At 65.9% G+C, this 11,885-nt stretch carries 14 protein-coding genes; 11 read left to right on the top strand and 3 right to left on the bottom strand.

Annotated features, from left to right (window positions below):
* Positions 1-246 precede the first annotated feature (246 nt).
* Genes rpmH through ACR81A_RS14315 form a run of 9 tightly spaced genes read left to right on the top strand, consistent with a single transcriptional unit; the run spans position 247 to position 5,642 of the window.
* Positions 247-384 carry a 50S ribosomal protein L34 gene (rpmH, locus tag ACR81A_RS14355; RefSeq protein WP_010155609.1) on the top strand — a complete coding sequence of 46 codons (138 nt, stop codon included), beginning with the start codon at positions 247-249 and terminating at the stop codon, positions 382-384.
* Positions 385-404: 20 nt separating this feature from the next.
* Positions 405-767, top strand: coding sequence for a ribonuclease P protein component (gene rnpA, locus ACR81A_RS14350; protein ID WP_440312185.1), 363 nt, complete (start codon positions 405-407; stop codon positions 765-767).
* Positions 764-1,072: a membrane protein insertion efficiency factor YidD gene (yidD, locus tag ACR81A_RS14345; RefSeq protein WP_202380512.1), complete on the top strand. Its 309-nt coding sequence runs from the start codon at positions 764-766 to the stop codon at positions 1,070-1,072. The genes rnpA and yidD overlap by 4 nt, the downstream gene beginning before the upstream one ends.
* Before the next feature lie 4 nt (positions 1,073-1,076).
* A complete protein-coding gene (yidC, locus tag ACR81A_RS14340; RefSeq protein WP_202380513.1) occupies positions 1,077-2,024 on the top strand; it encodes a membrane protein insertase YidC in 948 nt (315 codons plus the stop codon).
* Positions 2,024-2,533, top strand: a complete 510-nt coding sequence (locus tag ACR81A_RS14335) for a Jag family protein (protein WP_440313160.1) — start codon at positions 2,024-2,026, stop codon at positions 2,531-2,533. The genes yidC and ACR81A_RS14335 overlap by 1 nt, the downstream gene beginning before the upstream one ends.
* A 43-nt stretch (positions 2,534-2,576) precedes the next feature.
* Positions 2,577-3,224, top strand: coding sequence for a 16S rRNA (guanine(527)-N(7))-methyltransferase RsmG (rsmG, locus tag ACR81A_RS14330; protein ID WP_440312184.1), 648 nt, complete (start codon positions 2,577-2,579; stop codon positions 3,222-3,224).
* Complete coding sequence (locus tag ACR81A_RS14325; protein WP_237462163.1) at positions 3,217-4,122, top strand: ParA family protein; 906 nt, start codon at positions 3,217-3,219, stop codon at positions 4,120-4,122. Before rsmG ends, ACR81A_RS14325 begins: the two co-directional genes overlap by 8 nt.
* Complete coding sequence (locus tag ACR81A_RS14320; protein ID WP_202380515.1) at positions 4,122-5,156, top strand: ParB/RepB/Spo0J family partition protein; 1,035 nt, start codon at positions 4,122-4,124, stop codon at positions 5,154-5,156. Before ACR81A_RS14325 ends, ACR81A_RS14320 begins: the two co-directional genes overlap by 1 nt.
* Positions 5,157-5,189: 33 nt before the next feature.
* Positions 5,190-5,642 carry an SRPBCC family protein gene (locus tag ACR81A_RS14315; RefSeq protein ID WP_440312183.1) on the top strand — a complete coding sequence of 151 codons (453 nt, stop codon included), beginning with the start codon at positions 5,190-5,192 and terminating at the stop codon, positions 5,640-5,642.
* A gap of 93 nt (positions 5,643-5,735) precedes the next feature.
* Here the strand turns inward: ACR81A_RS14315 and trxA are convergent, their stop codons facing one another.
* From trxA to ACR81A_RS14300, 3 genes are all read right to left on the bottom strand, one after another.
* Positions 5,736-6,059, bottom strand: a complete 324-nt coding sequence (gene trxA, locus ACR81A_RS14310; protein ID WP_202380517.1) for a thioredoxin — start codon at positions 6,057-6,059, stop codon at positions 5,736-5,738.
* Positions 6,060-6,100: 41 nt separating this feature from the next.
* A complete protein-coding gene (gene trxB / locus ACR81A_RS14305; protein WP_202380518.1) occupies positions 6,101-7,051 on the bottom strand; it encodes a thioredoxin-disulfide reductase in 951 nt (316 codons plus the stop codon).
* A 79-nt stretch (positions 7,052-7,130) separates the two neighbouring features.
* The gene (locus tag ACR81A_RS14300) at positions 7,131-9,494 is read right to left on the bottom strand and encodes a DUF6049 family protein (protein WP_440312182.1); all 2,364 of its coding nucleotides are present in this window, start codon (positions 9,492-9,494) and stop codon (positions 7,131-7,133) included.
* Between the two features lie 53 nt (positions 9,495-9,547).
* On the opposite strand from ACR81A_RS14300, the gene ACR81A_RS14295 reads away from it, so the two are divergent.
* Both ACR81A_RS14295 and ACR81A_RS14290 read left to right on the top strand, forming a co-directional pair.
* Positions 9,548-10,984: a CCA tRNA nucleotidyltransferase gene (locus ACR81A_RS14295; protein ID WP_440312181.1), complete on the top strand. Its 1,437-nt coding sequence runs from the start codon at positions 9,548-9,550 to the stop codon at positions 10,982-10,984.
* Positions 10,981-11,859: a PIG-L family deacetylase gene (locus ACR81A_RS14290; protein WP_440312180.1), complete on the top strand. Its 879-nt coding sequence runs from the start codon at positions 10,981-10,983 to the stop codon at positions 11,857-11,859. The genes ACR81A_RS14295 and ACR81A_RS14290 overlap by 4 nt, the downstream gene beginning before the upstream one ends.
* Positions 11,860-11,885 lie beyond the last annotated feature (26 nt).

Raw genomic sequence — 11,885 nt, 5'->3', positions numbered from 1 at the left:
CGCCGAAAAGACATCTGCGCCCACGTTAGTCACAGATTTGTCCACAGGCAAGTCCCCGCCTTATCCACACACCCCAAACGCGAAAATCGGGCTGCCCGGGCACGAAAATGTCTGATCCTTTTGACGATCGCGCAGATTCGGCGTAAGGTGAATACCTTGTATGGGCGAACTGTCGCCCAACCCAGATTCGACTTCCTCGACGACACTGAGCTTCGGGGATCAGTTCCATAAGTCACGGAGTCTTCAATGAGCAAGCGCACTTTCCAGCCCAACAACCGCCGCCGCGCCAAGGTGCACGGCTTCCGCGCCCGCATGCGTACCCGCGCGGGTCGTGCGATCGTTGCCGCTCGTCGCGGCAAGGGCCGCTCCAAGCTCACCGCGTAATTCCCCGACCCGGGGTCACTATGCCTGCCAAACGGCACCGCGTTACCCGGGGAGATGATTACCGACGGGTCGTTCGATCCGGCTACCGCGTGGGTGGTGCGTTGTGCATCACCCACGCGGTTTTGCGTGCACCGGGCGAGCCAGCTCGCTTCGGCTTCATCGTCTCGAAGGCAGTGGGCAACGCCGTCACTCGAAATCTCGTGCGTCGTCGATTGAAAACAATCGCGGAGCGCAGAATAGCCGCGGGCTTTGCTTCTGTCGACGTGGTGTTCCGCGCGCTCCCCGCGATCGCCACCGCACCGTACGCAGAGCTCGAAGCGGCTGTTGATCGAGCGCTTGACCGGGTGGAGCGAACACTGCTCACGCCAGCGGAGTCACGGTGAAACGCGTGCTCTTCGAGGTGTGGTTCCTCCCCCGCAATATCGCGATCGGGATCATGCACCTCTATCGGCGCTTCATCTCCCCGCTCTACGGGCAGGTGTGCAGGTATTATCCATCGTGTTCCCGGTACGCTGTGGAGGCGTACCAACTGCGCGGATTCCTTGTCGGAACCGTGCTTACGGGATGGCGGCTGCTGCGCTGCAACCCCTTCACGCCCGGCGGGATCGACGACGTTCCCAGCCGGAAGAAACAGAACTTTGTGATTAACTCGCGCGGCTTCGTCCGCCCCATCGAGCGAAAGGCCTAACGCGGTGGATTTCTTCGAGACCATACTCTGGCCCCTCCGCTGGCTCGTCGAGCTGGTACTGGCCGTCTGGCATCAGGCACTCACCTGGCTCGGGATGGAGCCCGCCTCCGGTGTCACCTGGGTGCTCTCCATCATTGGCCTGGTGATCGTGGTGCGCTCGGCGCTCATCCCCGTGACCGTGCGCCAGATCAAGTCTCAGCGTCGCATGATGGACCTTGCGCCCGAGATGAAGAAAGTCCAGGACAAGTACAAGGGCAAGAAGGACCAGTTCTCGCGTGAGGCCATGAGCCGCGAGACCATGGCACTGTACAAGAAGCACGGGACGAACCCGTTCTCCTCGTGCCTGCCGATCCTGATCCAGATGCCCGTGTTCTTCTCGCTGTTCTACGTGCTGCGTCACGCAGCCGAGAACAAGACGGGTATCGGCTTCATGAATGCTGCGCTGACGCAGAGCTTCAACGAGGCCTCGATCTTCGGTGCGCCGCTCAAGCAGAACTTCACGCAGGGCTGGGAGAGCGGCAACTGGACCGTGGTGATCCTCCTCGGCGTCATCGTGATCCTCATGATCGCCTCGCAGTTCTTCACGCAGCTGCAGATCATGTCGAAGAACGTCTCCGACGAGACGAAGGCTTCGCCGATGTACCGCCAGCAGCGCATCCTGCTCTACATCATCCCCTTCGCGTTCCTGTTCTCGGGCGTCACCTTCCCGCTCGCACTGAACGTGTACTGGTTCACCTCGAACGTCTGGACCATGGGCCAGCAGTTCATCGTTATCCGCAACATGCCCACCCCCGGCAGTGAGGCATGGCGTGCGCGTCAGGCCCGCCTGAAGGCCAAGGGCAAGCTCACCGACGATGAGGTTCGCGCACTCGACGCACAGACCCCGTCGAAGGCAGAGGGCCAGCGCCAGCAGCCGATGAGCTCGAAGCGCGCGAAGAAGAAGGGGAAGTGATCCCTGTGACTGCAGAGCAGAACACTCCCGCAGCGGAGACCGAGAACCTGACGCTTGAGGAGCTTGAGGCTGACGGCGATCTCGCCGCAGACTACATCGAGGGCTTGCTCGACATCGCGGACCTCGACGGCGATATTGATATCGACGTCGCGAATGGTCGCGCCTACGTTTCGGTGACGGGAGGCGGCGAGCAGCTTGACCGCTTGGCCGTCCCGGACACAGTGCAGGCGCTTCAGGACCTCACGCGTCTCGCCGTGCAGGCGAAGACCGGGCGCTTCTCGCGACTCATCATCGACATCGGCGGATCGCGCGATGCGCGTGCGATCGAGCTCAAGCGCATGGTGGATGCCGCAGTCGCACAGATTGCAGCTGGACGCGACAGCGTTGAGCTTGAGCCAATGTCCTCGTACGAGCGCAAGCTCGTACACGACGACGTTGCCGGGCGAGGATACTTCTCCGAGTCCCGCGGCGAGGGTCGGGATCGCCGGCTCGTGATCAGCCGCGCCTAGCGCGAGCACACTCGTTTCACGTGAAACGCGCGGAGGACGCAGAATGACCGAAGTGACCGAGCTGGAACTCGAGCCCGCAGCGGCCGCCGAGATCGCGGGAGACCGCATTGACGTGCTGCGTGCCTTCGCCGACGACCTCGCCGCACGAGGCGAAGAGCTTGGCCTCATTGGCCCGCTGGAGCTCCCCCGACTGTGGACGCGGCATCTCCTCAACAGTGCCGTTCTCGCGCCGCTGATCCGCGCAGGCGGACGCGTGGCGGACATCGGCACCGGCGGCGGAATGCCCGGGCTCGTGCTTGCGATCGTGCGACCGGACGCTGATTTTCTGTTCATCGAGCCGATGGAGCGCCGTTGCCTCTGGCTGAACGAGCAGATTGAGCGGCTCGGGCTCGAGAACGCAGAGGTGAAGCGGGGGCGCGCCGAGGAGTTTCACGACGCCTTCGAGGTCGACCAGGTGACCGCGCGTGCGGTGACCGCGCTGCGCAAGTTGGTCCCCATCACCGCTCCCCTGCTGCGTGCAGACGGTGAGATGCTGTTCCTCAAGGGGAACTCTGTGGAGGCTGAGATCGACGCTGCAGCGAAGGTGCTGCGCAAGCATCGCCTCACGGATATCCGGGTGGAAGAGCTTGGCGTCGGGCAGCTTGCCGAAACGACGCGAGTATTTCGGGCTAAAATTGTGAGTCATGGCTGATACGGAGAAGTCACTCGTCGGCGACCACCTCGTCGACAAGGTCAGGCGACGGCGCAAGCTCGCCGAGACCGTCTCCCCGCTGCCCGACGCGCCGCGCATCATCACGGTGTCGAATCAAAAAGGTGGCGTCGGAAAGACCACCACGACGGTGAACCTCGCCTCGGCGCTCGCGCGTCGAGGCGCGCGCGTCCTCGTCATCGATCTCGACCCACAGGGCAATGCGTCGACCGCGCTCGGTGTGCAGCACCGCCCAGAGGTGACGAGTGTGTACGACGTGCTGCTCGGCGACAGCACCCTCGACGACGCGCTTCAGCAGACCACTGACCACGAGAATCTGTGGTGCGTGCCTTCCACGATCAACCTCGCGGGCGCTGAGATCGAGCTCGTTTCGCTCGTTGCCCGCGAACAGCGGCTCCGCACCGCACTGCAGGCGTTCTTGCAGGAGGCCGCTGAGCCGTACCACTACGTGTTCATCGATTGTCCTCCCTCGCTCGGCCTCCTCACGGTCAACGCCTTCGTCGCCGCTGACGAGGTGCTGATCCCGATCCAGTGCGAGTACTACGCGCTTGAAGGACTCAGCCAGCTGCTTGGCAACATCCAGCTCATCCAGAAGCACTTGAACCCCGGGCTGCGGGTGTCGACGATCTTGCTCACCATGTACGACGCACGCACGAACCTGGCGCAGGAGGTCGCGCGTGAGGTTCGATCGCACTTCCCAGAGCAGGTATTGAATGCGGTGATTCCCCGTTCGGTGCGTATCTCTGAAGCACCGAGCTACGGGCAGACCGTGCACGCGTACGATGGCGCCTCGATCGGCGCGCTCGCGTACCTCGAGGCCGCAGCGGAGATCGCGGAGCGTGGTGTGGGAGCTGGTATTTCCATGGAAGGGCGCGACTAATGGCGACGAAGAAGCGGGGCGGCCTCGGCCGCGGGATTGGGGCCCTCATCCCCCAGGCACCAACGACGGGCGAGCGTCCCGTCGACGTGTTCTTCCCGGCGAGCACCGCGGGCGCGGAGCAGCCTGAGTCCGCGGAGGCCACGACGGCCACCGCGCCGGAGACCGAAGCCGCCGCGGCTCCCGTGAGCACGGGCGACGCGGAAGAGCAGCTGCAGGCAGTTCCAGGCGCGCGCCTGACGCGACTGGAACTGAGCGAGATCACCCCGAATCGGGTACAGCCTCGCACCGAGTTCGACGAGGACGCACTTGCAGAGCTCACCCACTCCGTCAAGGAGTTCGGCGTATTCCAGCCGATTGTCGTGCGCGAAATCGAGCCGGCACCCAAGCGCGGACCCCGCTACGAGATCATCATGGGTGAGCGCCGTTTCCGTGCCTCGAAGCGCGCCGGCCTTGACTCGATTCCGGCCATCGTCCGGAGCACCGCGGACGAGCACATGCTTCGTGACGCACTGCTCGAGAACCTGCACCGTGCTGAGCTGAATCCTCTTGAAGAGGCCTCGGCCTACCAGCAGCTCCTCTCAGACTTCGGCATTACGCAGGAGCAGCTCGCAGAGCGAATCGGTCGCTCGCGGCCACAGATCTCGAACACGATCCGACTGCTGCGTCTCCCCGAGCCCGTGCAGGCCCGGGTCGCCGCCGGAGTGCTTTCGGCCGGCCACGCGCGCGCAATTCTTTCGCACGTGGGCGACGCGGAGTCGATGCAGCGGCTCGCCGACAAGATCGTCGACGAGGGACTCTCCGTGCGCGCGGCGGAGGCCGCGGCTGCCGAGGGGCCCCAGCGCAAGGTCGCGAAGCCTCGTGCAGGCGGCGTGCAGGCTCAGCTCGGTGAAATTGCTGACCGCCTGGGCGATCGCTTCGACACTCGTGTCGCGGTGAAGCTGGGCGCCAAGAAGGGGCAGATCGTCATCGATTTTGCGACGATCGCCGACCTGAAGCGCATCCTCTCGGAGCTCGGGGATCCCGGCTTCAGCTAAGCTCTCTCGGACGCGGTGTGATTGACTGGGCGCATGAGCAGCGCAGAGAAGATAGTGTCGGCAGAACGCGTCGTCGCGGCACCCCCGGAACGCGTGTTTGAACTCATCGCGGACCCCGCGCAGCAGCCCCGGTGGGATGGAAACGAAAATCTCGCGGAGGCCGCCGCCGGTCAGCGCGTGCACGGGGTCGGCGACGTGTTCATCATGACCAACGTTGGCGACCGGGTGCGACAGAACCGCATCGTGGAGTTTGCAGAGGGCCGCCGCATTGCCTGGCTGCCCTCCCCCGTTGGCGAGGCTGAGCCCGGGCACCTGTGGCGCTGGGAGCTGGAACCAGTCGCCGAGGGCACGCTCGTGCGTCACACCTTTGACTGGAGCGGTCTCACTGATTCGACCCGGTTCGCCCGGGCGCAACAGAACACCGCAGCGGCGCTCCTCAGCTCGATCGACCGGCTCGCAGCGCTCGCTGAGGTCGGCGAGGAGTAGCTCCCGCCGCTCGCAGACGACAACGGCGGGTGGTGAGTCCGAGACTCACCACCCGCCGTTGTGCTGTGCGCGACGATGTCGCGCACGCCGGGCTTAGATGATGCCGGCGAGGTGCTCCTCGATCATCGGCTTCGGCATCGCACCGATGATCTCGCGGACCTCTTCGCCGCCCTTGAACACCTTCATCGCGGGGATGGAGGTGATGCGGTACTGCGCTGCAAGATTCGGGTTCTCGTCGACGTTCAGCTTGGCGATGAGCAGCTTGCCCTCCTGCTCGCCAGCAATCTGATCGAGGATCGGCGCAATGGCGCGGCACGGGCCGCACCAGGCTGCCCAGAAATCCACGAGTACGGGGATCTCGCTCTGCAGCACGACCTTCTCGAAGGTCTGCTCGTCAACGTTGATGGGTTCGTTCATGATGACTCCTTTGGTCACACCAGTAAATTGGGCGCTGCCGATCAGACGGCGGCGAGCTCCGGATTCTTCTGCTCAAGCAGCGCGAGGAAGGCCTCGGCGTCGAGTGCGGCGACCGTGCCAGATGCGGCAGCGGTGATGGCCTGGCGGTAGTGCGGATCGGTGACGTCGCCGGCGGCGAAGACCCCGGGAACCGAGGTCTTCGAGCTGCGGCCCTCGACGGCGATGGTGCCCTCCTCCGTGAGATCGAGCTTGCCGTGCACGAGGTGCGTGCGCGGATCGTTGCCGATCGCCACAAAGAGGCCCTGAATCGCGAGCTCGCGCTCGGAACCATCGACCGTGCTGCGGAGTGTGACACCCTCGACCTCGGACTCGCCGTGGATTGCCGAAACCTCGGAATCCCACACGAACTCGATCTTCTCGTTGTCGAACGCACGCTGCTGCATGATCTTCGATGCCTTGAGCTCGCTGCGGCGATGGATCACGTAGACCTTGTCGGCGAAGCGCGTGAGGAAGGTCGCCTCCTCCATCGCAGAGTCGCCGCCGCCGACCACCGCGATCGTCTTCTCACGGAAGAAGAAACCGTCGCAGGTGGCGCACCAGGACACGCCGTGTCCTGAGAGGCGATCCTCATCAGCGAGACCGATCTTGCGGTAGGCGGAGCCGGTCGCGTAGATCACGGTGAGCGCTTCGTGCACGCTGCCGTCACCCGCGGTGACACGCTTCACGTCGCCCGAGAAATCGACCTCGGTGATGTCGTCGTAGACAACCTCGGTGCCGAACTTCTCTGCCTGCTCCTGCATACGCTGCATGAGCTCGGGGCCCTGGATGCCCTCCGGGAAGCCCGGGAAATTCTCCACCTCGGTCGTGTTCATCAGTTCGCCGCCGATGCCGATAGCGCTTGCAAAGAGCAGCGGTTTCAGGCCAGCGCGGGCCGCGTAAATCGCGGCGGTGAAGCCGGCGGGGCCGGAACCGATGATGATGATCTGCTGCATGAGGCTCCTCGCACGCATTGCTGATGAATCACGGTCGCGGATCGACCGTTCAGGGGGTACAACCCATCCTAGGCTTGCGCTATTCCTGCTCGCTGGTGACGGCCTCGGAAGCGGACTGGGCGCGGGCACGTTGGCGGAGGCTCCGCCAAATCCCAAAGCCGAGCAGCGCAGCCGCAAGCCCGCCGAGCGTCCACAGCGCGATCGATTCAATCGAGCTGCGGATTGAGATGGAGAGAGTGCCGGTGAACACCGTCGGATCACCGTCAGTTGCGGAGATCGTTACGACCAGTCCGGACTCGCCGGAAGACACCCGACTGTGTACCGGCACGAGCAACTGCTGGTTGCCCTCCGCGGGAATAATCACGTCCGGAAAGCTGTGCTCGCTGAGGGAGAGCGCAGCAGACGCGGGATTGACGTCCACACGCACGCGCGCATCGAAGGGAAGCGTGTTGCGCAACTGCACGGGGAAACGGGTAGATGTGCCCACGAGCTGTACATGCTCGGTGCTGACCGCCTGCACGCCCTCGAGGAGCTCGGCGTCGCGCGCGCGGTAGGCGGCTGCCACGTCCGCGAAGTCTGCATCGGGCGCACCATGCCTGGTAGCAAACAACTCCAGCAGGCGCGTGCGCTGGTAGCCGCTCAGATACTCAGGGTTGACGAGCACCGCGCCGATCTGTGTGACGGAAGACTCGCGGCCCACTGCGGCACGCAGCAGTTCGCGGCGCTCCTCGAGTGTGTCCCCCGAGCGCAGCTTCGCCGTGCCCTGTGGGAGTTCGGCGAGCGGCGTCTGCTCAAGCCAGTCGAAAGTGCTGAGCTGCTCGAGCAGGGCGCTCGGTTGCTCGGCGTTTGCGACTGCGCCGCGGTCGAGCGCGAGCAGCACACCCGGCTGCGAGTGCTGCGCGGCGAGCGCAAGCTGAGCCGCAAGTCGTGCCGCGCCCGCGGCCCGTTCAGCCGACGTGCCTCCGGTGAGCGCATCGCGTGCGGCCGCGCTCAGACTCGCATCGGCGACATACGCTGTGCCGTCGCCGAGCTGTGCGCGGGGCCCACCCGTGAGCCCCGCGTTGCTTGAGCTCACCACGGTGGTGGTGATGCCGTTGCTCCTCAGAAACTCAAGCGTGTCCGCGTTCACCGAGCCCTCCGCGGGCCAGGCGATGCGTGAAGCTGGCTCCCACGCGAGAAGCTCGGGAAGTGTTGGGGCGCTTGCCGGCTGGGGGCCACTCGCGTCGTCGGCACCTGCTGGTGCGTCGGAAGTTTCCGCCGGAGCTGCGTCATCCGCCGTCGCGGGGGCCTGCTCAGTGGGGGTCGTTTCCGGTTTACCGTCGGCAGGCGTGGGGCCTGCGGGCGCTGGGAAAGATCCAAATCGAGTCACAAAATCGAGGCTCGAGGGTGCGAGGAGTTTTGAGAAGCCGAGCGCAGCCTGAGCCGCCGGGTCTGCATCAGCGAACTGCAGCAGGAACACCGGGAGGTCGAGTGCGGTGAGGCGCTCGAGGAAGAGGCGCGAGTTCTCGGGCGCCTCCTCGCCGTATGCGCGAATCCCAGCGATGACACGGGGATCGATCGCGAGCGTTGCCCGCTGCGTCCGCGCCTCGGTGAGGAGCCGATCCCACTCCGGCGTGAGCGCCTCCAGCTGACCCCGCGTGGGGAGTGTGCGAATCTCATCGGGGAAGACCAGCGGCACGATGACGCCGAGCTGCACCGTTGGGGTCTTGTGCGCCGCCGCGCGCGAGCCCGCTCCCGTGGTGGTCTGCTCCGGCCCGTGCCACACAATCGGGGTGGTGGCGGTGAGGAGCGGATCCGCGGGAGCGTCGGCCGTCTCGGCGTCCGAATCCGATGAGTCAGAGGACTCCGCAGACTCTCCCGCATTGTGCTGCGTGGCGGCATCCGCGTCGGAATCGGTAGGTTCGGGATCCCCCTCGTCTTCTGCGCGCAGCTCGGCGCGGAGCAGGTGCACACCAAACGGGGTGCTCGCCGTGAGCGCGACATCCGCGCGCGGCACTGTGAGCGTGAGCGCCTGACTCTTCCCCGCTTGCGTCGCACCTACGTTGAGCGTGCCGAGCGGGGACAGACTCCCCGCGGGTTCTTCCGCGAGGCCGGCCGCATCAGCAACCGCCTCGGTGGCGATCTCCACGACCAGTTCCCCCGCGGGAATAGGTTCCGAGCTCGGATTTTGGATCAGGATCGCGAGCTCAAGTGTTTCCGTCTCGGGACGGAGTACCGGGTCGCTCGCTGCGATGACGAGGGAGGCGAGCTCTTCGGGCTGATCGACCGTGTCCGTGTCCTCGTCTGCGGCGTCAGCGTCGGCAGCCGCGGTGCGCGAGACATCTGCCGTGAAACGCGCGTGTGCCTGCGCTGCTGCGGGGCCCAGCGCGAGGTGACCGCCGACCGCGACTCCGAGCGCGAGCATCGTCGCGGTGAATGCGCGGAACAGGGGAACTCGGGCCATACGCTCCAGTCTAAAGACCAGCTCTGGGATCCAGGCCCAGGTACCCTGGGGGGATGCTTTCCCTTGCCGAGTCCATGGACGCCCTGCGTGCCATCGCCGCCTCCGCACCCGTCGCTTCCCTCGCCAAGGCTTTTGCCGCGCGAGGACACGAGTTCGCCCTCGTCGGCGGGCCCGTTCGCGATGCGATGCTGGGCCGCGCAGTGACGGACCTCGACTTCACGACGTCCGCGCGCCCCGAGCAGACGCGCGAGATCCTCGACGAACTGAGCGGCAATGTGTGGGATGTTGGCCGGGACTTCGGCACGATTGCTGCGCGCGTGAACGGCGAGGTCGTGGAGATCACCACGTATCGCGCGGAGGTGTACCGCGAAGATTCGCGGAAGCCGAGCGTGAGCTACGGCGACACGATCGAGGGTGATCTCGTGCGCCGCGACTTCACGATCAACGCCCTCGCACTCATGCTGCCCGATATGCGCCTCGTGGATGTGTCGGGTGGCGTCGAGGATCTGCTGGCTGGGCGCATCCACACGCCCGGGGCGCCGTCGGCCTCCTTCACTGATGACCCGCTGCGCATGTTGCGCGCAGCTCGTTTCGCGGCGCAGCTCGGGTTCGAAGTGGCGGCGGAGACGCAGTCGGCGATGGCGGAATACGCCGAGCGGCTCGACATCATCTCCGCCGAGCGGATCCGTGACGAGCTGGTGAAGCTGCTCGGCACGAACGATCCGGTGCCCGGGATACGGCTGCTCGTCGACACGGGGCTCGCGGAGCGATTCCTCCCCGAGCTCACCGCGCTGCAGGCAACGCAGGATGACCACGGGCGACACAAGGACGTCTACGAGCACAGCCTCACCGTGCTGCGGCAAGCCATCCAGCTGGAGCAGGATCGTCGCCCCGCGGACGTCACTGCTCCCGACATCGTGCTGCGGCTTGCCGCGCTGCTGCACGACATTGGGAAGCCCGCAACGCGTCGCTTCGAGCGCGGCGGGGTCACGTTCCACCACCACGATGTCGTGGGCGCGAAGCTCGCGAAGAAGCGCTTGCGCGAGCTGCGCTTCGACAACGACACCATCAAGCGCGCGGCACGTCTGATCGAGCTGCATCTGCGTTTCTTTGGGTACAGCGACCAGCCGTGGACTGACGCCGCGGTGCGGCGGTACGTGCGTGATGCAGGAGACGAGCTCGAGCAACTCCACATCCTCACGCGCGCTGACGTGACGACACGCAATCGCCGGAAGGCGGAGCGCCTCGACCACGCCTATGACGACATCGAGCGCCGCATCGACGAACTCGCCGCCGCCGAGGAGCTTGCGGCGGTACGCCCGGAGCTCGACGGCGCGCAGATCATGGCAATCCTTGAGATCCCTCCGGGGCCGCTGGTGGGCCGGGCATACAAGTTCCTGCTCGACGTGCGCCTCGACGAGGGGCCGATCGGGCCGGAGGCCGCCGAGGAGCGGTTGCGGGCCTGGTACGCGGAGCAGGACGTCGCGTGAGCGACGAAGCGAACGACGACCCCGCGAGCATGAGCGTCAGGAAAGAAGAGCTGAGCATGGAAACGACCGAGAACGCATACGACGCGTCGAACCCCACCACCTGGTTCGGGGGTCGACCCCGTGTCATGTTCGTGCACGCACACCCGGATGACGAATCGATCACTACGGGTGGCACCCTTGCCGGGCTTGCGAGCGCCGGTCGGGAGCCGCTGCTGGTGACCCTCACGCGCGGCGAGCGCGGTGAGGTCGTTGACGGGCCGTTCCAGCACCTGCAGGGCACGGATGGGCTGGCACCGCACCGCCAGGGCGAACTCGCCGCCGCGCTTTTCATGCTGGGGATCGAGCGGCACGTCTTCCTCGGGGTCGAGCCCGCGCGAGCTGCGGGCTACCCGCCGGCGATCTACGAGGACTCGGGCATGAGCTGGGGCCCGGACGGCCGGGCGACCGCCGCCCCTGACGCGAGCGCGGACGCGCTCACCAGTGCGCCTGCCGTCGAAGCGCTCAACGATCTGCTGGCCGCGGCGCACGATGCCGGCGCTCAGGGCATCGTGAGCTATGACGATGGGGGCGGCTACGGTCACCCCGACCATGTGTTCGCGCACCGCATCGCGCGTGCGGTCGCCGCCGCGCTGGGGCTGCCGTTCTGGGAGATCGCGGATGACACCGCGGCAGACGCGGAGTCGGAGCTGGTGGAGACGCACGAGATCGATGCGTGGAGTGATCGAAAGGTCGCCGCGCTGCGCTCGCACGTTACCCAACTGACTGTTGATGGGGACGACATCGTGCACGTGGGCGGGCAGCGTCAGCCGATCTCGTCCCGCGAGCTGTTCCGCCTGCGAACGCTCCCGGCAGACGCGCCGAGCCAGGCGGAGTAGACTCTTCCCTCGGGCGCGCCGCGCCT

The sequence above is a fragment of the Leucobacter chromiireducens genome, assembly GCF_051993095.1.
In the GTDB taxonomy this organism is placed as follows: Bacteria; Actinomycetota; Actinomycetes; order Actinomycetales; family Microbacteriaceae; genus Leucobacter; species Leucobacter chromiireducens.
Note: the sequence above shows the minus strand (reverse complement) of the source record. Positions and strands in the feature narration are given on the sequence as shown.